The following is a 26,596-nucleotide window of genomic DNA, read 5'->3' on the forward strand; positions in this document are numbered from 1 at the left end:
TTATAAAAAACTAATTTAGGAGAAAAATATGAGTCGTAAAATTATTTACGTTTTATTACTCTTTGCCTTAGTTCCACTTCAAGTATTTGCCGGAGACGGTAGAATTAAAGGTAAAGTAACAGATTTATCAACAGGTGAAGCATTAGTTGGCGCTAACGTTGTTGTTGTAGGTTCCAGCTTTGGTGCTGCAACTGATGTTAACGGGGACTATGTAATAATGAACCTTGATGCTGGTCAATACACAGTTAAAGCCAGTTATTTAGGATATCAAAGTATTACAATTACAAATGTGAGAGTAAGTTTAGATTTAACTACGGAAGTAGATTTTCAATTACCTGCAGAAGAAATTTCTGTTGGAACAGTTACAATTGTTGCACAAAAACCGCTTATAACAAAAGACGCTACCAGCTCAATTCGCAGTGTATCTGGTGAAGACATTTCAAATTTACCAGTTAGGGGAGTTACAAATATTATTGGTTTACAAGCTGGCGTTGTAGTTGATGGCGGAAACATTCATATTCGCGGTAGCCGACCTGATGAAGTTGGTTATTATCTTGAAGGAATTAACATTGCCGACCCTGAAGATGGCGGAAGAGCAGTAACTTTATCAAATGATGCGGTTGAAGAATTACAAGTTGAAACCGGTGGCTTTACCGCTGATTTCGGTGGTTCAAATGCCGGTATTATTCGTTCTCAATTAAAATCAGGAACAAATGATTTTCATGCCAGTGTTGAATATATTACTGACAATGTTGGTTTCAGTTCAAAAGATAATTTTAGGGATCAATCTCAAAGACTAGGATCATACTGGTATGGAAATAATGAAACTAGTTTTTCATTAAGCGGTCCTGTTGTAGAAAATCAAATTAAATTTTTCTACAATTTAGATTATAAATTTGATAGAAGCCAAGCTAAAAAAGGATACCCTGGATTAGAATTTGGAAATATTGGCGATGGTCTTTCTTCAAAAGCTATTTATAATGATACTATAAACTTGTTTTACCCACAAGGTATAAAACAAAATCAATTAAGAGAAGCTTATACACATTCCGGTACAGTTACTATGGATTTTAATCCATTCTTAATTAGATTAACTGGAACATATACCGACGGTTGGAATGATGTTGGTGGTGACGGAGTATTTGATGTTCTTAACAGCAGAGTTTCAACTAATAATTGGGCAAACGGAAGTTTTAGTTTAAAGTTGAAACATGTAGTTAGCGGAAATTTATTTTATGAATTAACTGGCGGACTTTCACTAAACAAAGGTGAAGTATCTGATCCATTCTTATCAACAGATTTTTGGGCATACGGAGATAGCGTTGCAAATGCTCAAGCTGGAAATGTTTGGGTTAGAAAAGCTAGAGAAATTGATACATGGGTTAACCAAAATAATTTAACTCCAGCTGATACTCGTTACTTGGAACCGACTGATTATTCAATTTATGGTTATAATTTTGATGCTGATGGGGCTCTAGCAGCTAATACATCTAAATTTGAACAATTAGGATTAACTGGAAGATTTGATCTTACTTATCTTCCATCAAAGCATCATAACGTAAAAATTGGTGGTGAGTTTAAACAATATACTCTTAGAAATTGGAGTACAAGAACCACTCAAAATGGTTATGCAAGAACACTTGCAAATAACCTTGAACAATATGGTGATAACCCAACTTTAGAACAAATTAATTCTGAGAAAGCAAAAATATTATATAACTCTGGTGTTAATAATTACGGCTATGATATTTATGGAAATAAAACGGATGCTGAAGGATTTTACGCTCCTCATAAACCGGTTGAAGTTGGTTTCTATATTCAAGATAAAGTTGAATTCGACGACATTATTTTAAATCTAGGTTTAAGATATGACTATTTTGATATGGATAATCTACAACTAGTTGATCCAAGCATGCCTGAATTAGGTTTGTCATCAGTTTGGAACAGTGGTAAATTAGATATGACAGGATTTAAAGAAGTTCCAACATTTAGCTCGTTAAGCCCTAGATTAAGTGTTTCTTTCCCTGTAACAGACAGAACAGTATTTCATGCTGGTTTTGGTAAATATGTTCAACAGCCAGCTTTAAGCGAAGCATATTTAGGTTATCATAGTTTAGCTTATGAAATGGGTCAAAGTTTCTTCTTCTCAGATCCTACTGGTCAAAATTTAAGACCAATAAGAAAAACACACTATGAATTCGGTTTCAGACAACAATTGACTGATTTTATGGCATTTGATATTACTGGATTCTATGATGATATTAAAGGTCAAGTTTATTTTGATTTACAACAAACTGATCAAAGTTCAGCTTACGAAGGTTACAATATAAAGACAAATGGTGATTTTGCTACAACAAAAGGTGTTGAACTTCAATTAACAATGAGAAGATATCAAAGGTTGAGCGGATCTGCTTCATTATCTTTCCAAGATGCTGAAGGTACCGGTACTAATCCAAATAGCAATGCGGGTATAGTTGGTGCGCCTCTTGATGGTGTTACGATTTATAGACCAAATTATGTTGCTCCTTTAACTTATGATAGACCATTCAAAGGCAATTTATTCTTGGATTACCGTTTTGGTATTGATGATGGTCCTGCAGTACTTGAACAATTGGGTGTATCTGTGTTAGCATCTTTCAGCAGTGGTCATCCTTTTACAAGAGGTTTTGGTGGTGCTAATATTGAAGACGATGCAAGATTTAGACAACCGTTGGAGCCATTAAATTCATCTTTAACTCCTTCTACATTTAATGTTGATTTAAAAATTGATAAATCATTCCAAATTTTTGATCAATTATTTGCTAATGTATACATTCGTGTAATCAATTTATTTGATAATAGAAATGTAGATCAAGTTTACATAAGAACCGGTGCTGCAAATGACGATGGTTACATAGCTGATCCTGATCTTGGTGGCAAACTATTAGAAACCTATGGTGCTGTTTACGGCAAAATTTATAATGCATTAGAAATTGATTACAATGGTTTCTATTCAGATGCAAGACAAGTTTTATTCGGCATTAGATTAGAATATTAGTCAATTTTTATTGAGAAATTAAAGAAATAGGAGTTAAATATATGACTTATACAAAAATTAAATTTCTCTTTTTATTCTTGGCAATTGTACTAAGTACAGTTCAAATAGAAGCAGAAGGAGATGTAAATCATGGAGGGGGTAAGCTAAATAAAATTAGCGGTACACCTTCTAGAACCAGATTGAATATAAATAATATATCAACATGGATTTACAATAACGGAAATTCAGATATAGACCCTAATGGTAACTCTGGTTTGATATTTCCAAAAGGAAGTAATAAAGGTGCAGTATTTGAATCAGGATTTGTTTGGGGTGCTGATGTTAACGGTGAAAAAAGAGTAGGCGGTTCAACATATTCGCAAGGATTAATTCCAGGCGCTATTCTTCCCAATGGACAAAGAGAAGATGAAAACGCATCTCATGTTCGTATTTATAGAGTTAGACCTGATTGGAATGATCCAAATGTAGACTTTAGTTCAGAAGTAAATGACGGTGAAGGAACTGAAGCTGAGGTTAAGGCCCAATATGAAAAAGATTGGAATGAATGGCCGGTTGCTTACGGTGCGCCATACGAAGATGTTGATGGAAATGGACAATTTAATGCCGATGTTGACAAACCTGGTTTCCCAGGCGCAAATCAAACCATTTGGTATGTTGCAAATGACTTAGATTCAGCAACATGTCAAAGTTTATATGGCTCAGATCCTATGGGTATTGAAATGCAAGCAACATTTTGGTCATACAAAAGTTCAAGCGCATTAGGAAATACTTTTTTTAGAAAGTATGTTATAATTAACAAAAGTGCAGATACATTTGAAGATATGTATGTTTCTATGTGGTCTGACGTTGATCTTGGTGATGCTGGCGACGATTATTCAGGTTGCGATGTTGAAAAATCATTGATGTTTACCTACAATGGTGATGCTGATGATGGTGTTTATGGAAAAACACCTCCCGCTACTGGGTTCGACTTTTTCCAAGGACCTATAGTTCCTGGTGAACCTACCGATGAAGCAATTTTTAACAATAAAGTTAAAACAGGTTATAAAAATTTACCTATGTCAGCTCATTACTTCTTTATAAATAGTGACCCTATTTATGCTGATCCAGATTTAGGTGATTATGTTAATGGTACATTGCAATTTCATAACTTGTTTAGAGGATTAATTTCTGGTACCGGACAACCTTTCGTGGATCCAACAACTGGTGAAGATACAAAATTCACCTTGTCAGGGGATCCTGTTACAGGTCAAGGTTGGGTTGATGGACTTTTACATTCACCTGGCGACAGAAGACAGGGAATGGTTTCAGGTCCTTTTACAATGGCTCCTGGTGATACTCAAGAAATAGTTGTTGCTGAATTAGTAGCTGGCGCATTCGGATCTGTAGATAGGTTAGGTGCAGTTCAATTATTAAAATTCTATGATCTTGAAGCTCAATCAGCTTATGACAATTTCTTTAAAGTTCCAGAATCACCCAAAGCTCCTGTTGTAACAGTTAGCGAAATGGATGAAGAAGTAGTACTTATTTGGGATCAAGACGCAGCAACAAGACAGGCAATTGAAAATTATGACGCTTTAGGATATAAATTCCAAGGTTACGTTGTTTATCAATACCCATCTGCGAATGCTCAATTTGAAGATGCAAAAATTGTTGCAACTTATGATTTAGTTGATGGTATAGGAAAAGTTATCGGTCCACAGTTTGATGTAAGTGGCGGTGTTGTGTTGGATAAAGTATTAAAATTTGGTAGTGATTCGGGAATAAAGAGATATATTACATTAAAGGAAGATCTATTTAAAGGAAACACACCTCTTAATAATGGTACGCCATATTATTATGCAGTAACTGCTTATTGCGTTAATGAAGATCTTGGTGTTGTTCCTAATTATTTGGAAAGCCCTGTAATAGTAAAAGAAATTATTCCTCAAACATTAAAACCAGGAGAATCAGCGGAATCAGAAGTTGAGGATGCAATTCAAGTTGCACATTCAACCGGTGTTAGTGACGGTGTGGTAAATGTAAAAGTTGTTGATCCAAAAGCTGTAACTGGTGATAACTATAGAGTTGATTTCGCTGAAGACGAAGCTGGTACTATTAGTTGGAATTTGGTAAATGTTACTAGTGGAGCAACAGTATTAGCAAATCAAACAAATTTAAGCGGTGTTCAAAATACCTATTTAATTGCTGAAGGTTTGCAAGTAGCTCCTCAAAGTGCAAGCGCAGAAATAAAAGGCGCCGGAAACGCATTGGTTGAAGTTGCTTATGGTGGAGTATCTCCAGTTAAAACTGACGCCGGTGGTGCACCATATGGCGGAAATAAAGTTTGGCATAGTCTTAATTCTACTAATGATTATTATATTAGTGCAGGCGGTGGAACCGGCGGATTAGATAGATTATATCGTTGGGTTACTTATGCCTCACCAAGAGATTTTGAATTAAGATTTACAGAAGCCGGTGGTTTTGGTATTTATGCTTTTACAGATGATAAAATTTGTACAGTTCCATTTGAACTTTGGGATATTGGCGTTGCTACAGTTAATGATCCTTCTGATGATATAAGAATGATTCCATTTATTGTTGAAAACGATTCAACAAAACCATTCTGGGGTTATGCAACCGGAACAGATCCATATTTTGGATACGCAGAATCTGATTGGATTTATTGGATGGATCCTAAAGATGCAACTCCTGGTTCTGTTGGTTATGATCAATTTGCAAATTCATGTACGCAATCCGGTGGTGCAGGGGCAATTTATGATTATCAATTTGATACTGATCCTGCAGCTGGCGATTACAATGCTAATTTCTACGGTGGATTTGTATATCCATGGGGAAGAATGACTGTTTGTGATTACGCACAAGACGGTACACCTCCTCCGGCAGGTACAACAGTTAGAATTATTACATCAAAACCAGTAACTGCTAATGATAAATTTACTTTTACTGCTCCAGATTTTAGTACTGATGCTGCACAAGCTAAAGAAGATGTTAAGAAAATTAACGTTTTCCCAAATCCATATTATGGAGTTAATCCAAATGAAATTAACAAATATCAAAGATATGTAACCTTTAATCATTTACCTGCAAAAGCTACAATTAGGTTGTTTAACATGGGCGGACAGTTGGTAAGCACAATTGAAAAAGATGATGCAACACAATTTGCAAGATGGAATCTTCAAAATGATAACGGATTACCAGTTGCAAGCGGCGTTTATATTGCATACATTGATATGCCAGGCTTGGGCAAAACCAAAATAGTAAAAGTAGCAATAATCCAGGAAACACAAATTCTTGACAGATTTTAGTGTTTAATTTAAAGGAGAAAAAAATGAAGAAAATAAATTTAATTTTAATGATTCTAATGCTCGTTGCTACTGGCATGCTGTTTGGTCAATCTGATAGAATTGGGACTGCGGGTGCTACTGAACTGCTTATCCCGGTTGGCGGACGCGGCGTTGCAATGGGTAGTGCTAATTTAACAAATTCAATTGGCGTTGATGCTATTTTCTGGAATCCTGCTAATATTGCTCGTTCAACAAATTCTGTTGATGTTATGGTTTCACATATGACATATATCGCAGATATTGGCGTTGAATTTGGTGCAGTTGGCGTAAATTTTCAGGATTTTGGAAGTATAGCTTTCAGTATTAAATCACTCAGTATAGGTGATATTCTTAAAACAACTGTTGACAATCCAGATGGAACCGGACAGACTTTTGCTCCGCAATATACAACTTTAGGATTATCATATTCTAAAATGTTAAGCGACAGAGTATCAGTCGGTTTAAACATAAACTATGTTAATGAAACCATTGATCTTGTAAGTGCTTCAGGTTTGGGTTTTGACTTTGGCGTTACTTATTCTGATCTTGGTGGAATTAATGGTTTTGATATGGCCGTTATTCTTAAAAATATCGGAAGTGATATGAAATATGACGGTTCAGGTTTGTGGATAAATGCTACAAATGATGATCAATCAAGAGGAGAACAATTCTACAAAATAGATGCGGCTTCTTTCTCATTGCCAACAACTTTAGATATCGGCTTAGGTTATGATGTTGCAATTGATGCAGAAAACCATCTTAACTTTGTTGGTACTTTTGTTAATCATAATTTCTATACCGATCAATACAAAGTTGGTGCAGAATATAGCTATGACAATTTGCTTTTCTTTAGAGGCGGTTATAGTTATACAACCGAATTCGAATCAACTGAAACTCTTTATAAATTCAGTGCCGGATTTGGTATCAATTATAATTTAAGCGGTGTTGGTGTTAAAATTGATTACGCTTATTTACCAACAGAGTTCTTTGACGACACACACCTAATTTCTTTATCATTAGGTATTGAATAATTGCACTTTTAGTTTAGTCAATTATAATTAATTTTCCTGGGTCTATTTACTTAGACTCAGGAATTTTTATTTTAAATTGACTTTTTTATTTCTTTGGATGAGGGGTTATGAAAATCAAAATTTACTTATTTCTTACAATTATCTTTTTATATTCTGCGCTTTTATTCGGACAAAAAAATATTGGATTTGAGTTTGATTACGCGAAATTTAAATATGATGAAAATAATTCTTATTTTGAAATTTACTATTCTATAGCGCAAAAGACTTTTTCAGTTTCAAAAACCGATTCGGGAAATTTTATTTCTGCGGGGATTAAAATTTTATTGGTAAATGATCAAAATGAAAAAGTAATAAACGAAAATTATAATATGAAAACCAAAGCCGATACTGCTTCGTTAAAATTTCAATCGGAAGATTTAGTGGGAATGTTAAGTTATAAAGTTCCTTTCGGTAAATATGATTTTAAAATTGAAGTTATCGACAACTACAATAAAAATAATTCTAAATCAATAAGTGAAAAAATTGATTTTACGTCTGTAAATAAAATTCAAATCAGCGATATTCAGTTATGTTCAAATATTATTAGAGAAGATGCAAACCCAAATTCTATTTATTTTAAAAATAGCCTTGAAACAATACCAAATCCTCAAGGAATTTATGGTGTAAATTCTCCGGTAATGTTTTACTATCTTGAAGTTTACAACAATCTAAATCCATTGCCATCAAACCTTAAGTTAAAAAGAGTTATTTATAAAAATGAAACGATTAAATTCAGTGATGAAGAAAATTTAAATTTTAGCAATAATGCTCTAGTAAAAGCCGGATTTATTAAAATATCAAAATTTTCCTCCGGAACTTATACTCTTTCTATAAACATTGTTGATTCACAAAATAAATTATTGGCAAATAGTTCTAAGAAATTTTATGTTTTTAATCCAAATGTAAAAGAAGAAGAAAATAATGCAATTGCTAATTTAGGCGGAAATGAGTTTGATTTAATGGATGAAGAAGAATGTGATTATACTTTTGATGTATCAAGATTTATTGCGGCAAAACCAGAAATCGATTTATACGAAAATCTTACTCAGTTAGAGGCAAAACGAAAATTTCTTTCAGATTTCTGGAGAAAGAGAGACAGTGATCAAAATACAGTTTCCAATGAATATAAAATAAAGTACTTTGAAAGATTGGACTTTGCCAATTCAAATTTTGGTAATAAATTTAAAGATGGTTATAAGACGGATAGAGGAAGAGTAATTTTATTATACGGACAGCCCGACAGAATAGATAAATTTGAAAATGAATCGACAATTAAGCCTTACGAGATTTGGTATTATGACACTATTGAAGGCGGTGTTCAATTTATTTTTGGCGACACTATGGGAATTTCTGATCTAGAACTGCTTCACTCAACTAAAATTGGAGAAATTCGAAATGAATCATGGGGAGACAGAATTTCAATTTATGATACAAATCAATAAAAATTATTAAATATTACTAACATTATTAACTATGAAAAAAACTATTCTTGTTTTTTTTCTTTTTCTTAATTCTTTTTTTTGTCAAAGCAATGTAAAATTTGATTTTGACTTTGCTCAATTCCAATATGATTCAACTAACAATTATTTGGAAATTTATTACGCTTTTTATCCAGCTGACTTTAAAACAATTAAAGAAGACGGACAAACAGTAATAAAAGCAAAAATGACGATTCAAATTCAAAACAGTACAACTGACGAATTGGTTGTAAATAAAGATTGGAAATTAACACAGCCAATGAAAGATACGGCCGATTATAAAAATGGGAAGTCGCTACTTGGTGTTGTTGGATTCAATCTGAAAACCGGTTCTTATTCAATTGATATAAGCATTGAAGATATACTTAATCAGAATGCAAGAAAAGAATTTACAGAAAACATAATTATAATACCTTTTTCCAGAAGAAATTTTGCGATTAGCGATATTGAGTTAGCCACAAGAATTATAAATGAAAACGCTAATAAGAATTCTATATTCTATAAAAACACACTTGAGGTTTTTCCAAATCCTTCAATAGTTTATTCTGATAAATCACCAGTACTTTTTTATTATTCAGAAATTTACAATCTACAAAATATTTCTGCTGCAAAAGTAATTCTTGAAAGAAAGTTATACGACAGCAAAAATAATTTAGTTTATGAAAATTCAAAAGAGGTTCAGGCAAATAAAACTTCTATAGTTGAAGTTGGGATTGTAAGTCTAAAAAAATTTCCAACTGATACTTACACTTTTGTCATAAAATTAATTGATAGCAAATCTAAACAGTCCACAACATCCAGCAAGAAATTTTATTTTGTTAATCCCGGTATTGCAGTTGCAAAAAATTCGAACAAAAATCCTAATTACATCAACTCAGAATTTGGTGTGATGGAATTGGAAGAATGTGATGATCTTTTTGAAAAATCAAAATTTATAGCTGAAAAATTTGAAATTGACGAATATAAAAAATTAGATTCAATAGATAAAAAGAGAGAATTTCTCTTTAATTTTTGGAAAAAAAGAGATGAATCGCCGGAAACACAATCAAATGAGTTTAAGAAAATATATCTATCAAGAGTAGAAATTTCCAATTCTAAATATAAATTTCTTTCAACATCCGGATTTAAAACTGATAGAGGAAGAGTTTATATTTTATACGGTGAGCCCGATGAAATTGATAGATTTCCCAATGAAACGGATACCAAGCCATACGAAATTTGGGCTTACAATGATATTGAAGGCGGAGTAATTTTTATTTTTGGAGATTTTAGCGGTTATGGAAATTACGAACTAATCCATTCTACAAAACGCGGTGAAATTCAAGACCCGAATTGGCTTAACAGAATTAGCGCAAATTAATAATTATGCCAGATAAATATAAATTAGAATTCTACTTTTTTATTATTTTGGGAAAACTATTAGGCGTTTTTGGATTTAAAAATGCTAAGCATTCCGCCAAATTTTTTGCGATTATTTTTTTCTATCTTATTCCAATTCGTAAACAAGTAGTGATTAAAAATCTTTCAATTGCTTTTCCGCATCTCAGTAAAAATGAAATTAAAAAATTAGCATTCAAAAATTATATAAATGTTGCCCAAACGTTTTTAGAAATTTTCCATTTAGAAAAATTCGGCAAAAATGAATTACTCTCCTTATTTACCGAAGAAAATTTAAATGACCTGAAAAAAATTACTGAAAATAAGCAAGGAATAATTTTCCTTACAGGTCATGTTGGTAATTGGGAGCTTGGCGCATTGGTCGGCGGACTTATTCTTGAAAGCAAAGTAAATGTATTAATTAAAAATCAAAAAAATCCATATGTACGCGACTGGATGAAAAGTATACGAGAAAAATTTGGGAACAAACAAATTACTTTAGGAACCAATGTTAGAGAAATTTATTCCGCTATAAAAAAAGGTGAAATTGTTGGAATTGTTGGCGATCAGCGTGGACCAAGAGATGCAATGAAAGTAAATTTTTTTGGCAGAAAAACTTCTGTTTTCAGCGGAACGGCAACTATAGCTGTTAAAACTAATTGTCCGGTAATTTTTGTTTTCATTGTAAGAAAACAAAATGGTCAATTCGATTTGATTTTAACAGAATTTAAAATGGACGAAAGTCTTAAAACAAAGGAAGAAAAGATATTTTATTTTAATCAATATTTTATGGAGCAATTAGAAGAAATAATTAGAAAATATCCCGATCAGTGGTTATGGATGCATAACATTTGGAAATATTGAATTAAACATTTATAAAGACGCAAATATTTTATTTTCATTTTATTACTATATTTACATATACAAAAATTCAATAATATGAAAATAAACTTCAAAGAATTATTAAAGACAAGCATTTATATTACGCCGAATATTTTCAGCAATGAAACAGTAAGATATAAATTTAGAATAACGGAATTATTGCTTTATTTATTGGCGTATACTTTTTTAATTGTCTTTTTTACCGTAATAATTCTTTACCTAACTCCATTAAAAAATTCACTTTTTTATTATGAAAATAGTCAGATGAAAACTCAAGCTAAAAAAACAATTGAGCTGGAAAAAAAAGTAATTATTCTTACCAAAGAGTTGGAATCGATAGCATCTACAAATAAAAAACTGAAATACGCATATTTACTCGCAACCTCGGATTCAATTGATACTACAGATGCGATTTATGATAGTCTTAAATATGAACCTAATAAAAACCTTCCTTACGGCGGGAGTTTATTGTTTATTATAAATTCTTTTATAAATAAAATAACTTTTTTTCAAGATGCAGAGAAAAGTATTTTTATAAAACCGAGTTCGGGAATAATAATAAATGATTTCAATCCTGAAGAAGGACATTTTGGAATTGACTTTGCCGTATCATCAGGCACTTCAATTTATGCATCTTCGGGTGGATTAGTAATTTTTGCCGATTTTACACTTGACGACGGTAATAAAATAATAATTCAGCATGAAAACGGTTATATAACAATTTATAAACATTGTTCGACAATATTAAAAAAAGAAAGAGATTTTGTAAATCAAGGTGAGCTGATAGGCTTAAGCGGAAATACTGGAAAAAACACAACCGGTCCGCATCTTCACTTTGAAATATGGAAATTAGGCAAACCGGTAAATCCAAAAGAATTTTTCATCAAATGATAGGATTAATAAAAATGTCAAAAAAAGAAAATGGTTATTCTGAAGATGTAAGTATTTTAAGTGACGGTGTTAATATTGAAGGTAAAATATCAAGTAATGGTAATGTTAGAATTGATGGTAAAATTAACGGTGATGTAAATGTAAAAGGAAATCTTACTCTTGGACAATCTGCTGAAATAAAGGGACAAGTTTCAGCTAAAAACATGACTGTTAGCGGTAAAGTTGAGGGTGTACTTAAAATTGAAGAAAAACTTACTCTTGAAGCATCAAGTGTAATTAAAGGGGATATTATAACAAAAATTTTAGTTGTTATTGAAGGCGCTAAATTTGATGGAAAAAGTTCAATGACAAACAATACGTCAAATAATTTATTTTCTGAAAGTGGAACAAAATAAAAAGTTAATAAATTCATATAAAGAAATAGGTCCATATTTAGGATTAGGAACTCAATTGGCAGCTTCAATAATTCTAATGTTCTTTTTAGGAAAATGGTTAGATGATAAAATTCAAATTTACCCTGTTCTTACAATAATTTTCACATTACTGGGCGGATTTGCCGGAATTTATAATGTAATTAAAGCTACTCTTGAATTAAATAAAAAGAAAAAGTGAAACAGTTTTATAAGCAAATTCTTTTTTTGTATACAATAAGCTTAATAATTTTAGTAATACTATTATTCCTTAATATTATTTCACTTTTGTTTTTTACTTCATCACTTTTGGCTGCCGGATTGAATTTACTTAATGCATTTGTCGCAGTAAAATTATTTCAAATTTCATATAAAAAAGGCAGTACATCATTTTTAATTTATAATTTTGGTGGTTTGGGAATTAGACTAATGGGACTATTGGTCGTATTTCTAATAATAATAAAATTCTTGAATATTGATAAATATGCATTTATATTTATATTCTTTTTATTTTACTTTATTTCATTGATACTAGAAGTGTTTTTTTACATTAAATATAAAGAAAATAGTAAATCTTGATGTATTCCGAAGAGATTAATAACATTGCTGATAGTTTGAAAACGACGGCGAATGCACATAGTGAAGGCGGTACCGGTTGGATAATGCATCATATAATGGATAGCAGAACACTGGATTTTGAACCGTTTTTTTCTATTCCATTACCTCAAATTCATTTGTTTGGTCTTGATATTTCAATTACTAAGCATATTGTTTTTATGTGGATCGCTTTCGCAATTTTGGTTTTGATTTTCAGACTGGTCGCTAAATCATATAAAAAATCATTATTGCCAAAAGGACTCACTAATGTTATGGAAATAATGGTTCTTTTTGTAAGAGATGAAATTGCCAAACCAACAATTGGAAAGGGTTACGAAAGGTTTTTACCATATTTATTGACTGTATTCTTTTTTATTCTTGTATGTAATTTTTTAGGATTGCTTCCTTATGGTTCAACAGCAACAAGTAATATTTCGGTTACGGCTACGCTGGCAATAATTTCTTTCATTGTTATTCAGGCTGGTGGAATGATCAAGAATGGAATGTTCGGTTACTTTAAAGGGTTAATTCCGCATGGCGTTCCTACTTGGCTGTTACCAATAATGTTTGTTGTTGAAATACTTGGTTTATTTACAAAACCATTTGCCTTAGCAATCAGGTTATTTGCAAATATGACAGCCGGGCATATTGTTATTATGGCTTTGCTCGGACTTATATTTATTTTACACACTTATTTTGTTGCGCCGGTTTCGGTCGCATTTGCTTTATTTATTTATTTACTTGAAATTTTAGTTGCATTGATTCAAGCATATATATTTACAATGTTGTCATCACTGTTTATAGGTATGGCAGTTCATCAAGAACATTAATAATTATTTAACATTAGGAGGATATAAATGGAATTTGCTTATTTAGCTGCTGGTTTGGGTGCCGGATTAACAATTTTTGGCGGTGCTTTAGGAATTGGAAAATTAGCTGCATCAGCAATGGAAGCAAGTGGTCGTCAGCCAGAAGCTGCCGGAGATATTAGAACTTCAATGATTATTGCTGCTGCTCTTATTGAAGGTATTTCGCTATTTGCACTTGTAATCTGTATTCTTTTAGCTCTTAAATAGTTTATATATTTAATTAAATAGGAAAATTATTATGACTACATTTTCCGCTTTCATTATGTTACTTTTTTCAGGCGGTGAAAGTTCCGGCAGTCTTTTAGATGTTAATCCAGGCTTAATTGTTTGGACAGCTGTAACATTTATTTTATTGCTGTTAGTACTGAAAAAGATGGCTTGGAAACCAATATTGACCTCGCTTAATGAAAGAGAAAATTTTATTAAACAATCGGTTGAAAAAGCTGAAACTGCGAAAAAAGAAGCGGAAGCGCTTCTTGAACAAAATAAGCAGAATTTAGCAAAAGCCGAAGATGAAGCTCAGAAGATAATTGCGCAAGGCAGAGAATATGCCGAAAGTTTGAAATCCCAAATAGTTGAGGAAAGTAAAAACGAAGCAAAGAAAATGATTGAAAACGCTTCATTGGAAATTGAAAGAAAAAATGCTGAAGCTTTCAATACTCTTAAAGATGAAGTTGCTTCAATAGCAGTACAAGCTGCAGAAAAAATTCTAAGAGCAAACTTAGATAAAGATAAACAAGAAAAAATTGTGAGTGAATTTATTAAAGATTTATCGAAGAATTAATAAATGAGTGAATTTGTAATTTCAACAAGATATGCTAATGCCTTTATGGGTATTGCCGAAAAGAATAATCTTTTTCCGCAAATTATTGCAGAGGTTAAATTTATAAGTAAAACTTTATCAAATTCAAAGGAATTGAGAAATTTACTCGTTAATCCAACAATAAATTCACAAAAGAAAATAACAATCTTAAATGAAATTTTTAATTCGCACATAAGTAAAGAATTAAGTGATTTCTTAAAATTTTTAGTAGTTAAAAAAAGAGAAAATCTTTTAACGGATATTATGAAAAGGTTTTTAAATTTAGCGGATGAAAAACTGAATAACGCAAACGTAAATATTATAAGCGCAATTGAGTTAAGTATTGACCAAAAAACTAACATTGAAACTAAATTGAAAGAAATGCTTAATAAAAATATTATTGCTGAGTATGAAATTGATAATTCAATCATTGGAGGTTTTAAAGCAAAATTCAATGACTCAATTATTGATGCATCAATTCAGCACCAATTGGAATTATTAAAGAAACGATTGTTAAAGCAAAGTTACTTAAGTAATTAATTTTGAAAATTTTAAAAGGTAATTATAATGGCTCACGTTAGACCAGATGAAGTTTCTGCAATTTTAAGAAAACAATTATCCGGTTTTGATAATGAAATTGATATTTATGACGTTGGAACTGTTTTATCTGTTGGTGACGGAATTGCCCAAGTTTACGGACTTTCAAAAGTAATGGCGAGTGAACTAATTGAATTTCCTAACGATATAATTGGAATGGTATTAAATCTGGATGAAGACAGCGTAGGTTGCGTTCTTTTTGGTGATAGCTCACTTATTAAAGAAGGTGACGAAGTAAAAAGAACAAAACGTGTTGCTTCTATACAAGTCGGTGAAGAATTTTTAGGTAGAGTTATTACCCCGCTTGGTATTCCGATAGACGGTAAAGGACCAATTCAGTCTAATAAATACCTTCCAATTGAAAGAAAAGCTTTAGGTGTTGTTGCCAGGCATCCCGTTACAGAACCTTTGCAAACCGGAATTGCAGCTGTTGACGCAATGATTCCCATTGGCAGAGGTCAGCGTGAATTAATAATAGGCGACAGACAAACCGGTAAAACCGCAGTTGCCATTGATACAATAATAAATCAAAAATATACGCATACAGAAGAAGCAAAAGCGAATGGAATAAAACCAGTCTATTGTGTATATGTTGCAATTGGTCAAAAAGCTTCTACTGTAGCACAAGTTGTTAAAAAGTTGGAAGAGCAGGGAGCAATGGCTTATACAACGGTTGTGTCGGCTTCTAGTTCTGATCCGGCACCATTACAGTATATTGCTCCATATTCAGGCGCAACTTTGGCAGAATATTTTAGAGACAATGGAAAACATGCTTTAGCTGTTTATGATGATCTTTCTAAACAGGCTGTCGCGTATAGAGAACTTTCTCTTTTGTTAAGAAGACCTCCAGGACGTGAAGCCTATCCTGGTGATATTTTCTATTTGCATTCAAGACTTTTGGAAAGAGCTTCCAAATTGAGCGAAGAACTCGGAGGCGGCAGTTTAACCGCGCTGCCTATTATCGAAACACAGCAAGGCGACGTTTCAGCTTACATTCCAACTAATGTAATTTCTATTACAGACGGACAAATTTATTTGGAACCGAACTTATTTAATGCCGGTGTTCGTCCAGCAATTAACGTTGGTATAAGCGTTTCTAGAGTTGGCGGAAACGCTCAAATTAAAGCAATGAAAAAAGTTGCCGGAACTCTTAAATTAGATTTAGCACAATATAGAGAATTAGAAGCTTTTGCCAAATTTGGTTCAGATTTAGATCAAGCTACACAAAGAACGTTAGCAAAGGGTGAAAGATTAGTTGAACTTTTAAAACAAGGTCAATACAATCCGGTTCCTGTTGAAAAACAAATGGTTAGTATTTTTGCCGCAACAAATGGATTTATGGATAGCATAAGTGTTAAAGATGTTAAAAGATTTGAAAAAGAAATGCTTGAATATATTGAAGTAAATAATAAAAAATTGTTTGAAGACATTAGAGTAAAAAAACAATTAAACGATGAAATAATTGAAAATATTAAGAAAATTGTATCAGATTTTATTTCGAAATTTAAGAAAAGCGAATAATCTTAAATGGCAACATTAAGAGATATTAAACAAAGAATTAGCGGTATTAAAAGTACTCAGCAAATTACAAAAGCAATGAAAATGGTTGCCGCTGCAAGGTTGCGCAGAGCTCAAGAAAATATTATTAATGCCAAACCATATTCAAGAAAAATGGCTGAAGTATTGAGTCATCTATTGAAAAGTTTGGGCAATAATAATCCTTTATTCATAGAAAGAGAAGTTAAATCTTGCGCGGTTGTAGTTGTAACTTCAGATAGAGGATTATGCGGCGGTTTTAATATGAATGCTATCCGCTTGACTGAAGACACGCTTAATAATGAATTAAAAAATCTTGGTAATGTTGATTTATATTGTGTTGGTAAAAAAGGTTATGATTATTTTAAGACAAAGAGTAATGTAAAAATTGTTGGCGCATATCCAGGTATATTTTCAAAACTGGAATTTGAATTTGCCGCGACTCTTGCAAATGATTTATCTGCAAAATTTTTAAGCGGAGCTTATGATAAAGTTCTAATTATTTATAATGAATTTAAATCCGTAATTCAACAGAAGATTACTTTAAAACAATTTTTACCAATTCAAAATATTGAAAACTCTGCCGATTCCGGAATAAAACATATTGAATATATTTATGAACCGAATCAAAAAGAAATTGTTGATTCACTGTTGCCAAGACATTTAAAAGGTCAAATGTGGACTGTTCTTTTGGATTCATACGCAGCTGAATTAGGCGCAAGAATGACAGCCATGGAAATGGCAACTGAAAACGCTAAAGAAATGATAAGGACATTGCAAATTAAATATAACAAGGAAAGACAGGCTTCTATTACAAAAGAAATTTTAGAAATAGTTTCAGGTGCAAATGCACTTAAATCCGCGTAACTTGTTTTAAGGTTCTAATTTAGATGCTTGAAGATATTACTTTAAAATTTGAAAAAGCTTTAAAAAAAGTTACAGGGCAAGGAAGAATTACCGAAAATAATATTTCCGAAACCCTTAGGGAAATTAGACGTGTTCTTTTAGATGCTGATGTTAATTATAAAGTCGCAAAAGATTTTATTGAACAAGTAAAAGAAAAAGCTTTAGGTCAGGAAGTTCTTGTTTCAGTTACGCCTGGTCAACTCATCACAAAAATTATTTATGATGAATTGACAAAACTGATGGGCTCTACGAGTCAAGAACTGAAATTAAACCCAAATGGTCCAACGGTTGTTTTAATGGTTGGATTACAGGGAAGCGGTAAAACAACTTTTAGCGGAAAATTGGCAAAATACCTTTCCGATAAAAAAAGAAAAGTACTGCTTACCGCGGCAGATATTTACAGACCCGCGGCAATTGATCAATTGAAAATGCTAGGAAAGCAGATAAATGTTCCTGTATTTAGCATTGACGGCAGTAAAGACGCTGTGAAAATTGCAGAAGAATCTGTTAAATTTGCCAAAGAAAATTCTTTAAATACGATTATTATTGATACAGCCGGAAGATTGCATGTTGACCAAGAACTTATGGATGAAGTTCTTGCAATTAAAAATAAAGTAAATCCAACGGAAATTTTATTTGTTGTAGACTCAATGACAGGTCAGGATGCGGTAAACTCGGCAAAGGCATTTAATGATGTAATGAATTTTGACGGAGTAGTTCTTTCTAAATTAGACGGAGATTCAAGAGGCGGATGCGCACTTTCTATTAAAGCAGTAGTTGAAAAGCCTATAAAATTTGTAAGTTTAGGCGAGAAATTAGATTCAATAGAAGTTTTTCATCCTGATAGGTTAGCCTCAAGAATTATTGGCCGAGGCGATGTAATTTCGCTTGTTGAAAAAGCTCAACAGCAGTTTGATGACAAAGAAGCCGAAGATTTAGAGAAAAAATTACTTGCGAATAAATTTGACTTTGAAGATTTTCTTAAGCAAATTAAGATGATTAAGAAAATGGGTTCTTTAAAATCATTGATAAGTATGATTCCTGGGGTTAGCTCTGCGGTAAAAAATGCCGAAATTGATGATAAGCAATTAGTTAGAGTTGAATCAATAATTCAATCAATGACAAAAGAGGAAAGGGCAAAACCTAAAATCTTAAACGGCAGTAGAAGGAAAAGAATTGCAAGAGGTAGCGGAAATTCTATACAAGATGTTAATCGTTTGATAAAGCAATATGACGAAATGCTTAGAATGATGAAACAATTTAATTCCAAGGGAGGAAAAAAACTACTTGGAAATTTAAATAATTTGAAATATAATTAATGTAATATATCGGAGGATAATTTAATTTGGCAGTAAAGTTAAGATTATTAAGAATGGGCAAAAAAAGACAACCTATTTATAAAGTTGTAGCTGCTGATGTTCGTTCACCAAGAGATGGAAAAATTATTGAAGCTGTTGGATCTTATAATCCAAAAAGTAATCCTGCTGCGGTAGATCTGAATGAAGAAAGAGTTCTTTATTGGTTAAACTGCGGTGCACAGCCAACAATAACGGTAAAAACTTTGTTAAATAAAGAAGGAATTTTGCTCAAAAGAGATCTTAAAAAACAAGGTCTTAACGAAAGTGAAATTAATGCAAAGTTTGAAGATTGGAAAAATTTGAAAAATTCTGTTCTTGCAGATAAAAATGCTAAAGCTGAAAAAAAGAAACAAGAAAAAGCTGAAGCTGATAAGAAAAAGTTAGCACAAGAATTGAAAGAGAAAGAATCTGAAAATACGGAAGTTAAGGATACAGCTTCTGGGGAAGTTTCTTAATTTAGTATCAATCGTCAATGTAATTTATTTAGAAACTTTTTAGATTTATTAAGAGTATCCTATTCTCAAATTTATCTAAAGGTAGTCTCATGAAAGAATTCGTTGAATTTATTGCAAAACACTTGGTCGATAGCCCTGACGGCGTGAGCATTCAGGAGTCTGTACCCAACGAAAATACTGTGGAGCTTACCCTAAAAGTTAGCGCCGATGACGTTGGTAAAGTTATTGGCAAACAAGGTAAGACTGCTCAAGCAATGAGAACTCTTCTTACGGCAATTGCCGCTAAAGAAGGTAAGAGAGCAATACTTAAAATTCTTGACTAATTGATTGAGTGATTTTTTTTTAATAGCGGAAATTTCCGGTTCATTTAATTCAGATGGATCCGTTATTATAAAATCATTTTCGGACTTTCCGGACCGGTTTAATAAACTCAAGAAAGTCTATATTGATTTTGGAGGCAGAAAAAAAGAACTAATTGTTCTGAAATCCAAGAAGATCAATGAAAATATTGTATTAAAATTTGCGAAATTTAATACAGAAGAAGATGTACGATTTTTAATAGGAAAAAAATTGTACGTTGATTCAGAAAATCTCTTTAAACTTCCGGAAGATTCCTTTTATATTCATGATCTGATTGAAAGTGAAGTTTATTTTGGAAATGTGTTCTTTGGAAAAATGACTGACGTTTTAAATTTGCAGAATAATGATGTTTATGTAATTTTGGACAGTAATAATAATGAAATTCTGATTCCAGCTGTGAAAAAATATTTTGATAAAATACTGCCTGAAGAAAAAAAGATTTATCTCTCACAAGAGGCTGAGATTTTTAAAGATGAGAATTGATATAGTTTCTGCTGTACCCGATTCTTTGGCAAGTACTTTAAATACAAGTATCATTAAAAGAGCCGTTGAAAAAAAATCAGTAGAAATATTCGTCCATAATTTAAGAGATTTTGCATATAATAAACATAAACAAATTGATGATAAACCCTTTGGAGGCGGCGCAGGAATGCTGCTGAAACCGGAACCTTTTTTTGAATGTTTGGAAAAACTGCTGAGCGAAAGAAAATATGATCACGTTATCTTTACGACTCCAAAAGGAAAAATATATAATCAAGCATTGGCGAATAAATTTTCGCTTGCAGATAATATTATGATTATTGCCGGGCATTATAAAGGCATTGATGATAGAGTAAGAGAAAAATTTGCAACAGATGAAATTTCAATTGGAAATTTTATTATTAGCGGCGGCGAACTTTTAACCTTAATAATTACGGATTCTATTGTAAGAATTTTACCTGGAGCAATCGGCGACAGCGAATCGATGCTGAATGATTCTTTTATGGATGGTGAAATAATAGAAGCACCGCATTATACAAGACCAGCGGAATATAAAGGTATGAAAGTACCCGATATTTTACTTTCCGGCAATGAAAAAGAAATTAAATTGTGGAAAGAAGAAAAATCAAAAAGTTTAACAGAAAATTGGAAAAAAATAAATAGTTTGGAGTAGTAATGGATAAGTTAAAAGAACTAATTGAAGAACCAAGAACAACAGAGTTCCCAGATTTTAATTCCGGTGATAGAATTAAAGTTCACGTTAGAGTTATTGAAGGAAACAAGGAAAGAATTCAGCCGTTCGAAGGTGACGTAATTAGTATTAGAGGCGCGGCTAACAGTAAAACTTTTACCGTAAGAAAAATTTCCAGCGGTGTTGGTGTAGAAAGAATTTTCCATATGAATTCACCAAAAATTGCTAAAATTGAATTAGTTAGAAAAGGTAAAGTTAGAAGAGCAAAATTGTTTTATCTTAGAAATCTTGCAGGTAAAGCAGCCCGTATTAAATCAAAAAATATTTAATCAGAATTTTTGGAGAGTCCGGTTCTGCCGGACTTTTTAATTTTTAAACGTATGAAACTAATTGCACCGAACAATATTTTTTCTTCTCTTTTTTATTTAGCAATTGATGAAAAATTTAAGCCCGAATTCCTGGTTAAAGAATCTTCGCTTATTGTGAAAGAACTACTGAAGGATCAAGAAACATTAGCATTTATTCCATCATTGGATTTAATTAATCACAAAGATCTATATGTCTCAAGCAAATTCTGTATTGGCTTTGAATCGTACATTTCCAATTCATATTTGTATTTTGCAAGTGCAGTGAATGAATTTGAAAAAGTTTTGTTAAAAGGTGATGTCAGCGCCAATGAAGTTCTGCTTTCAAAAATCATATTCAAAGAAATATATAATATTCAGCCGGAAATTGAATTAGATGTTTATGAAAAGTTTAATGACGCTAAAAATTATTTAGTTTCGGGAAACTTGAACTGGAATAACAATAGATTTGGAATCGGTATAAGTTTTTCAGAACAAATTACTGAGTTTTTAGAATTGCCTTATATAAATTATTTATTAGTTTCAAATTCAAAAACCCAGCTCGAGAATTTTCATGAACAAAATAAAGATCTGCTAAATAATTTATCCTCAAATTTTGAACAGATGATAAAGAAAATTAATTTAGGTGAAGAGATAAACGATTTCTTAATAACCAACAGCGATTGTTTGATTTATAATTTTGAATTATATGGAAATGAAAGTTATTTGGAACTAGTAAAACTTTTATATTTTCATCAAATATTAAACGATATGATTGACGTGAAGTTTGTTTAAAAGCTGCCGAAAATAATTTCAACAGCTTAAAATGTTATTTATCCTATAACAGTATGTGAAACATTTATAATGTTTGGATTTTTTCTTATTGCTTCCAACATATTGTTTGTAGCCGGGTCGACTAATTTCATTGTGCAAAGCGCAACCAAACCGCCGTCAAAAATAATGTTTTCCACTTCTTCAATATTAATATTTCCCTGACGTAAAACATCCATTATTGAAGCTAAGACTCCGGGTTTATCAAAATGCTTTACTGCTAACTGGTAATAAGAGTTTAATGATTTAGCTTTGTTTACCCAATGCGCAATCGTTCCGCTTTCAATATATTTTAATATTATATTAACCGCTTCTTCGGCTACGGCATTTTGAGCTTGTTCAGTTGATGCGCCGATGTGATGAGTGACATATACATTTTCCAAATCTTGCAACTTTGAACTTACCGCGCCATCTTTTCCTTCCGGTTCACCGGCAAAAACATCTAATGCTACTTTAATATTTTTCTCTTTTACCGCTTTAATTAGTGAATCTTCGTTGATAACTTCCGCGCGTGAAGTATTTATTAATATTGCTCCGGGTTTAATGTATCCAAACATTTTATCATCAAACATACCTTTAGTTTGTGTTGTTACAGGTAAATGGAGTGAAATAACATCTGCCAGTGGCAATACCTGATCAAATTCTGAAAAATCTTTATATTCAACACCTTCAATTCTTGAAATATCTTTTCCGTATACATTCATTCCCATTGCATTTGCGATTGTAGCAACTTCCCGACCTATATTTCCCATTCCTACAATAGCCAAAGTTTTACCAAACAAGCCTTTAGATTTTGAATATTTTGCCTTATTCCAAACTCCGTTTTTAAAATCACTTACATTAGAGGGAATTTGTCTATCTAATGAAATCATCAACCCGATTGCTAATTCAGCGACGGCATGAGCGTTTTTACCCGGGCAATTGGCAACATAAACTCCTCGTTTGTTTGCGGCGGCAACATTTATGTTGTTATATCCGGCTCCTGCTCTTACAATTAAATTTAAACATTTTGATTCTAAAATAGTTTTTTCATTTACCTTTGTCGATCTTACAACAATAATATCAACATCCTTTGCTGCTTCGGGTAAATCATTTTCACCTAACTTAGGACTGTAAATAACTTCTATATTGTTTTTTCTTAAACGCTCGATATAAAAATCAGGTAGCGAGTCTGCTATTAAAACTTTCATTTAATTACCTTTTATTTTTTCATCATTGGAATTTTTATTTCAAAGTATTTTGCGTTTTCTATTGCTCTTTCATAGCCGGCGTCTGAATGACGAATAATACCCATCCCGGGATCATAATTTAAAACTCTATTCAATCTTTCTTCAGCCTCTTTTGTTCCATCGGCAACAACAACCATTCCTGAATGAATTGATTTTCCAATGCCAACTCCACCGCCGTGATGAACAGAAACCCAGCTTGCACCTCCAATAGAGTTAAGTAACGCATTAAGAATCGGCCAGTCGGCAATTGCATCACTTCCGTCCATCATTCCTTCTGTTTCACGGTAAGGCGATGCTACAGAACCGCAGTCGAGATGATCCCTGCCAATAACAATAGGAGCTTTTAATTTTCCGTCGGCTACCATTTTATTAAAAATTGTACCCATTTTAGCGCGTTCACCATATCCAAGCCAGCATATACGCGATGGTAAACCTTGGAATGCAACTTTTTCCTGAGCCATTTTAATCCATCTAACCAATGCTTTATTTTCCGGAAAGGTTTCAAGAACGGCTTTATCAGTTTCATAAATATCATTCGGATCACCAGAAAGCGCAGCCCAGCGGAATGGACCTTTTCCATCACAGAATAAAGGACGAATATATGCGGGAACAAAACCAGGAAAATCAAATGCGTTATTAACGCCGTTTTCTTTTGCTTCACCACGGATGTTATTTCCGTAATCAAAAGTGATTGAACCTAACTTTTGAAATTCAAGCATTGCTTGAACGTGCTTTACAATTGTATGCTTTGCTAGTTTAATGTATTCATCAGGATCATTTTTTCTTAGAATTTTTGCATCTTCAAAACTTATCCCCATTGGAACATAACCATTTAAAGTATCATGCGCCGAGGTTTGATCTGTCAAAACGTCGGGAACAATTCCACGTTCTAATATTCGCGGAAGTATTTCTGCCGCATTTCCTACCAATCCAACAGAAATTGCATTTTTATTTTCTTTTGCTTTTAGAATAATGTCAAGAGCTTCATAAAGATTTTCTGAAATTACATCCAGGTATTTGGTATTTAATCTTTTTTCGAGTCGGGATCTATCTACGTCAATTCCTAAAAACGCAGCACCGTTCATTGTTGCGGCAAGAGGCTGTGCGCCGCCCATTCCTCCAATTCCTGCAGTAAGAAGAAATTTGCCTTCTAAAGTTCCATTAAAATGCTGCCTTGCGCATTCCGCAAAAGTTTCATATGTACCTTGAAGTATCCCCTGAGTTCCGATGTATATCCAGCTTCCTGCTGTCATTTGACCGTACATCGTTAAACCAAGTTTTTCAAGTCTGCGGAATTCATTCCAATTTGCCCAATCCGGAACTAACATTGAATTAGAAATAATAACGCGAGGCGCGTTGGAATGTGTAGAAAATATACCGACGGGTTTGCCTGATTGAATTAGTAAAGTTTCATCATTTTCTAATTTTTTAAGCGAATCAATAATTGCAGTATAAGATTCCCAATTGCGGGCTGCTTTACCGGAACCGCCATAAACAATTAATTCATCGGAATTTTCGGCAACTTCAGGATCAAGGTTATTCATCAGCATTCTCATTGCCGCTTCTTGAATCCACCCTTTGCAAGTAAGTAATGTTCCGGTTGGAGCTTTAATTGATTTATTAACCATGATTAATCTTCAAAAATAGATAAAATATTGTTATACTGATTCAGCATGTTTTTATAAAACCATTTTGTAAGAAACCAACTCGATTTAACTTTTTTATCCAAATGTTTTGTATTTTCTTTCAGCTGAAAACTTAAACGAGTTTTTTCTTCCTTTGTTAATTTTACTTTTTCTTCAGCGGAACTCAACTTATCAATAATTGATTTGAAAATATTAACATCTCTTGCAAATCTTTCGTCGCTTTCCATTTGCTTAACTGCTTGTTTGGAAAACGAAGTTATTATTTTTTTCTGATTATTATCAAATTCGAATTCGTAATTTTTGAATAATTTTTTCATAGACTATACTTTAAGGGATAATAATTTTTCCCGGACTTTTTGATAGCCGGGTTTAATGATATTGTATATATATTTTAATCTTTCTTCGTAAGTTAGAAAGGATGATTTCATCGCATTGATATTGAGTTTTTCAATATCGTCAAGTGATATTCCGAACAATTGAGTAGCAATCAAATATTCTTTTGTGAGCGTTGTGTCACTCATTAATCTGTCGTCGGTATTAAGAAAAACTCTAAATTTCTTTTTATAAAAAATGCTAAACGGATGGTTTTCTAAAAGGTCTACCGCACCAGTATGGACATTGCTTAAAAGACAAATTTCCAACGGCAAACGTTTATCCAATACATACTGTGCTAATTCACCTAAAGCAACAACTTCACCATTTTTATCAATGATTACATCTTCCAATAATCTTGTTGCATGACCGATTCTGTGAGCACCGCAAAATTGAATTGCCTGCCATATTGATTCCTTACCAAAAGCTTCACCCGCATGAATAGTAATATTGAAATTTTCTCTTTGTATAAATTGAAATGCGTCAAGGTGATCTTTAGGAGGATAGCCGCCTTCTTCACCTGCCAAATCAAACCCAACAACACCTTTGTTTCTGTAATTTACTGCGAGCTCTGCAATCTCCAGTGATTTTTTCATATTTCTCATTCCGCAGAGTATAAGTCCGTAACCAACGCCAAAATCCTTTTTACCTTTTTCCAAACCTTCTAAAACCGCGCTAACTACATCATCATAATGAAGGCCTTTTTCTAAATGCAGAATCGGCGCAAATCTCGTTTCAACATAACAGATACCATCGTTATGCATATCTTCCATCATTTCATAAGCAACTCTTTCCAACGACTCTTTTGTCTGCATAAGTGCGCAAGTGTGTTCAAAGCCTTGAAGATATTCAACTAAGTTTCCTTTATTCGCACCGCGGTGAAACCAATCAGCTAATTCAACGGGGTTATTAGTTGGAAGTTTTTTATAGTTCTGTTTTATTGCTAAATCAATTATTGTCTCAGGTCTTAATCCGCCGTCAAGATGATCATGTAGCAATACTTTAGGAACTTCTCTTATTATATTTTCAGTGGTCATAAAAGTCTTATTTTA

The 26,596-nt window shown here is 32.6% G+C and carries 26 protein-coding genes; 22 read left to right on the plus strand and 4 right to left on the minus strand.

What is annotated here, in order from left to right:
* Positions 1–28 precede the first annotated feature (28 nt).
* The 22 genes from IPK06_16250 to IPK06_16355 all read left to right on the plus strand — a co-directional run bounded on the left by IPK06_16250 (position 29) and on the right by IPK06_16355 (position 22,261).
* Positions 29–3,037, plus strand: coding sequence for a TonB-dependent receptor (locus IPK06_16250; protein ID MBK7981520.1), 3,009 nt, complete (start codon positions 29–31; stop codon positions 3,035–3,037).
* A gap of 41 nt (positions 3,038–3,078) precedes the next feature.
* Entirely contained in the window at positions 3,079–6,345 is a 3,267-nt protein-coding gene (locus IPK06_16255) for a T9SS type A sorting domain-containing protein (protein ID MBK7981521.1), read from the plus strand.
* A gap of 23 nt (positions 6,346–6,368) precedes the next feature.
* Positions 6,369–7,394, plus strand: a complete 1,026-nt coding sequence (locus tag IPK06_16260) for a PorV/PorQ family protein (protein ID MBK7981522.1) — start codon at positions 6,369–6,371, stop codon at positions 7,392–7,394.
* Positions 7,395–7,501: 107 nt separating this feature from the next.
* The gene (locus tag IPK06_16265; protein MBK7981523.1) at positions 7,502–8,875 is read left to right on the plus strand and encodes a GWxTD domain-containing protein; all 1,374 of its coding nucleotides are present in this window, start codon (positions 7,502–7,504) and stop codon (positions 8,873–8,875) included.
* Positions 8,876–8,906: 31 nt separating this feature from the next.
* Positions 8,907–10,271, plus strand: coding sequence for a GWxTD domain-containing protein (locus IPK06_16270; protein MBK7981524.1), 1,365 nt, complete (start codon positions 8,907–8,909; stop codon positions 10,269–10,271).
* Positions 10,272–10,276: 5 nt separating this feature from the next.
* A complete protein-coding gene (locus IPK06_16275) occupies positions 10,277–11,152 on the plus strand; it encodes a lysophospholipid acyltransferase family protein (protein ID MBK7981525.1) in 876 nt (291 codons plus the stop codon).
* A gap of 75 nt (positions 11,153–11,227) precedes the next feature.
* Entirely contained in the window at positions 11,228–12,061 is an 834-nt protein-coding gene (locus tag IPK06_16280) for a M23 family metallopeptidase (GenBank protein MBK7981526.1), read from the plus strand.
* Positions 12,062–12,075: 14 nt separating this feature from the next.
* Positions 12,076–12,456: a polymer-forming cytoskeletal protein gene (locus IPK06_16285; GenBank protein ID MBK7981527.1), complete on the plus strand. Its 381-nt coding sequence runs from the start codon at positions 12,076–12,078 to the stop codon at positions 12,454–12,456.
* A 76-nt stretch (positions 12,457–12,532) separates the two neighbouring features.
* Positions 12,533–12,673, plus strand: coding sequence for an AtpZ/AtpI family protein (locus IPK06_16290; GenBank protein MBK7981528.1), 141 nt, complete (start codon positions 12,533–12,535; stop codon positions 12,671–12,673).
* A gap of 376 nt (positions 12,674–13,049) precedes the next feature.
* Positions 13,050–13,898: a F0F1 ATP synthase subunit A gene (gene atpB / locus IPK06_16295; GenBank protein ID MBK7981529.1), complete on the plus strand. Its 849-nt coding sequence runs from the start codon at positions 13,050–13,052 to the stop codon at positions 13,896–13,898.
* Positions 13,899–13,925: 27 nt separating this feature from the next.
* Positions 13,926–14,144: an ATP synthase F0 subunit C gene (atpE, locus tag IPK06_16300; protein MBK7981530.1), complete on the plus strand. Its 219-nt coding sequence runs from the start codon at positions 13,926–13,928 to the stop codon at positions 14,142–14,144.
* 55 nt (positions 14,145–14,199) lie between these two features.
* Positions 14,200–14,721: a F0F1 ATP synthase subunit B gene (locus tag IPK06_16305; GenBank protein ID MBK7981531.1), complete on the plus strand. Its 522-nt coding sequence runs from the start codon at positions 14,200–14,202 to the stop codon at positions 14,719–14,721.
* Positions 14,722–14,724: 3 nt separating this feature from the next.
* Positions 14,725–15,279, plus strand: coding sequence for an ATP synthase F1 subunit delta (gene atpH, locus IPK06_16310; GenBank protein ID MBK7981532.1), 555 nt, complete (start codon positions 14,725–14,727; stop codon positions 15,277–15,279).
* 24 nt (positions 15,280–15,303) lie between these two features.
* Positions 15,304–16,857 carry a F0F1 ATP synthase subunit alpha gene (locus tag IPK06_16315; protein MBK7981533.1) on the plus strand — a complete coding sequence of 518 codons (1,554 nt, stop codon included), beginning with the start codon at positions 15,304–15,306 and terminating at the stop codon, positions 16,855–16,857.
* A 6-nt stretch (positions 16,858–16,863) separates the two neighbouring features.
* Positions 16,864–17,739: an ATP synthase F1 subunit gamma gene (gene atpG / locus IPK06_16320; GenBank protein ID MBK7981534.1), complete on the plus strand. Its 876-nt coding sequence runs from the start codon at positions 16,864–16,866 to the stop codon at positions 17,737–17,739.
* Between the two features lie 23 nt (positions 17,740–17,762).
* Positions 17,763–19,097 carry a signal recognition particle protein gene (gene ffh, locus IPK06_16325; protein ID MBK7981535.1) on the plus strand — a complete coding sequence of 445 codons (1,335 nt, stop codon included), beginning with the start codon at positions 17,763–17,765 and terminating at the stop codon, positions 19,095–19,097.
* A gap of 26 nt (positions 19,098–19,123) precedes the next feature.
* The gene (gene rpsP / locus IPK06_16330) at positions 19,124–19,591 is read left to right on the plus strand and encodes a 30S ribosomal protein S16 (protein MBK7981536.1); all 468 of its coding nucleotides are present in this window, start codon (positions 19,124–19,126) and stop codon (positions 19,589–19,591) included.
* A gap of 89 nt (positions 19,592–19,680) precedes the next feature.
* Positions 19,681–19,914 (plus strand): KH domain-containing protein, encoded by a 234-nt coding sequence (locus IPK06_16335; protein ID MBK7981537.1) that lies wholly within the window; start codon positions 19,681–19,683, stop codon positions 19,912–19,914.
* A gap of 4 nt (positions 19,915–19,918) precedes the next feature.
* Positions 19,919–20,434, plus strand: coding sequence for a 16S rRNA processing protein RimM (rimM, locus tag IPK06_16340; GenBank protein ID MBK7981538.1), 516 nt, complete (start codon positions 19,919–19,921; stop codon positions 20,432–20,434).
* A complete protein-coding gene (gene trmD, locus IPK06_16345) occupies positions 20,424–21,104 on the plus strand; it encodes a tRNA (guanosine(37)-N1)-methyltransferase TrmD (GenBank protein MBK7981539.1) in 681 nt (226 codons plus the stop codon). Before rimM ends, trmD begins: the two co-directional genes overlap by 11 nt.
* Before the next feature lie 2 nt (positions 21,105–21,106).
* Positions 21,107–21,451: a 50S ribosomal protein L19 gene (rplS, locus tag IPK06_16350; GenBank protein MBK7981540.1), complete on the plus strand. Its 345-nt coding sequence runs from the start codon at positions 21,107–21,109 to the stop codon at positions 21,449–21,451.
* 51 nt (positions 21,452–21,502) lie between these two features.
* The gene (locus IPK06_16355) at positions 21,503–22,261 is read left to right on the plus strand and encodes a hypothetical protein (GenBank protein MBK7981541.1); all 759 of its coding nucleotides are present in this window, start codon (positions 21,503–21,505) and stop codon (positions 22,259–22,261) included.
* A 38-nt stretch (positions 22,262–22,299) separates the two neighbouring features.
* Here IPK06_16355 and IPK06_16360 read toward each other — a convergent pair whose 3' ends face one another.
* From IPK06_16360 to IPK06_16375, 4 genes are read right to left on the minus strand one after another with little or no spacing between them, the layout of a single operon-like run.
* On the minus strand, positions 22,300–23,487 hold the full coding sequence (locus IPK06_16360) for a phosphoglycerate dehydrogenase (GenBank protein ID MBK7981542.1): 1,188 nt from the start codon (positions 23,485–23,487) through the stop codon (positions 22,300–22,302).
* 11 nt (positions 23,488–23,498) lie between these two features.
* A complete protein-coding gene (gene hutU / locus IPK06_16365) occupies positions 23,499–25,154 on the minus strand; it encodes a urocanate hydratase (GenBank protein ID MBK7981543.1) in 1,656 nt (551 codons plus the stop codon).
* A gap of 2 nt (positions 25,155–25,156) precedes the next feature.
* Positions 25,157–25,489, minus strand: a complete 333-nt coding sequence (locus IPK06_16370; GenBank protein MBK7981544.1) for a hypothetical protein — start codon at positions 25,487–25,489, stop codon at positions 25,157–25,159.
* A gap of 3 nt (positions 25,490–25,492) precedes the next feature.
* On the minus strand, positions 25,493–26,581 hold the full coding sequence (locus IPK06_16375; protein MBK7981545.1) for an adenosine deaminase: 1,089 nt from the start codon (positions 26,579–26,581) through the stop codon (positions 25,493–25,495).
* Positions 26,582–26,596: the final 15 nt, after the last annotated feature.

This window comes from Ignavibacteriota bacterium (genome assembly GCA_016713565.1).
In the GTDB taxonomy this organism is placed as follows: domain Bacteria; phylum Bacteroidota; class Ignavibacteria; order Ignavibacteriales; family Melioribacteraceae.

What these genes read in the sequence shown, in the direction of transcription:
- IPK06_16250 (MBK7981520.1), top strand. Translation starts at nt 29, where the DNA reads ATGAGTCGTAAAATTATTTACGTTTTATTACTCTTTGCCTTAGTTCCA.
- IPK06_16255 (MBK7981521.1), top strand. Translation starts at nt 3,079, where the DNA reads ATGACTTATACAAAAATTAAATTTCTCTTTTTATTCTTGGCAATTGTA.
- IPK06_16260 (MBK7981522.1), top strand. Translation starts at nt 6,369, where the DNA reads ATGAAGAAAATAAATTTAATTTTAATGATTCTAATGCTCGTTGCTACT.
- IPK06_16265 (MBK7981523.1), top strand. Translation starts at nt 7,502, where the DNA reads ATGAAAATCAAAATTTACTTATTTCTTACAATTATCTTTTTATATTCT.
- IPK06_16270 (MBK7981524.1), top strand. Translation starts at nt 8,907, where the DNA reads ATGAAAAAAACTATTCTTGTTTTTTTTCTTTTTCTTAATTCTTTTTTT.
- IPK06_16275 (MBK7981525.1), top strand. Translation starts at nt 10,277, where the DNA reads ATGCCAGATAAATATAAATTAGAATTCTACTTTTTTATTATTTTGGGA.
- IPK06_16280 (MBK7981526.1), top strand. Translation starts at nt 11,228, where the DNA reads ATGAAAATAAACTTCAAAGAATTATTAAAGACAAGCATTTATATTACG.
- IPK06_16285 (MBK7981527.1), top strand. Translation starts at nt 12,076, where the DNA reads ATGTCAAAAAAAGAAAATGGTTATTCTGAAGATGTAAGTATTTTAAGT.
- IPK06_16290 (MBK7981528.1), top strand. Translation starts at nt 12,533, where the DNA reads ATGTTCTTTTTAGGAAAATGGTTAGATGATAAAATTCAAATTTACCCT.
- atpB (MBK7981529.1), top strand. Translation starts at nt 13,050, where the DNA reads ATGTATTCCGAAGAGATTAATAACATTGCTGATAGTTTGAAAACGACG.
- atpE (MBK7981530.1), top strand. Translation starts at nt 13,926, where the DNA reads ATGGAATTTGCTTATTTAGCTGCTGGTTTGGGTGCCGGATTAACAATT.
- IPK06_16305 (MBK7981531.1), top strand. Translation starts at nt 14,200, where the DNA reads ATGTTACTTTTTTCAGGCGGTGAAAGTTCCGGCAGTCTTTTAGATGTT.
- atpH (MBK7981532.1), top strand. Translation starts at nt 14,725, where the DNA reads ATGAGTGAATTTGTAATTTCAACAAGATATGCTAATGCCTTTATGGGT.
- atpG (MBK7981534.1), top strand. Translation starts at nt 16,864, where the DNA reads ATGGCAACATTAAGAGATATTAAACAAAGAATTAGCGGTATTAAAAGT.
- ffh (MBK7981535.1), top strand. Translation starts at nt 17,763, where the DNA reads ATGCTTGAAGATATTACTTTAAAATTTGAAAAAGCTTTAAAAAAAGTT.
- IPK06_16335 (MBK7981537.1), top strand. Translation starts at nt 19,681, where the DNA reads ATGAAAGAATTCGTTGAATTTATTGCAAAACACTTGGTCGATAGCCCT.
- trmD (MBK7981539.1), top strand. Translation starts at nt 20,424, where the DNA reads ATGAGAATTGATATAGTTTCTGCTGTACCCGATTCTTTGGCAAGTACT.
- rplS (MBK7981540.1), top strand. Translation starts at nt 21,107, where the DNA reads ATGGATAAGTTAAAAGAACTAATTGAAGAACCAAGAACAACAGAGTTC.
- IPK06_16355 (MBK7981541.1), top strand. Translation starts at nt 21,503, where the DNA reads ATGAAACTAATTGCACCGAACAATATTTTTTCTTCTCTTTTTTATTTA.
- IPK06_16360 (MBK7981542.1), bottom strand. Translation starts at nt 23,487, where the DNA reads ATGAAAGTTTTAATAGCAGACTCGCTACCTGATTTTTATATCGAGCGT.
- hutU (MBK7981543.1), bottom strand. Translation starts at nt 25,154, where the DNA reads ATGGTTAATAAATCAATTAAAGCTCCAACCGGAACATTACTTACTTGC.
- IPK06_16370 (MBK7981544.1), bottom strand. Translation starts at nt 25,489, where the DNA reads ATGAAAAAATTATTCAAAAATTACGAATTCGAATTTGATAATAATCAG.
- IPK06_16375 (MBK7981545.1), bottom strand. Translation starts at nt 26,581, where the DNA reads ATGACCACTGAAAATATAATAAGAGAAGTTCCTAAAGTATTGCTACAT.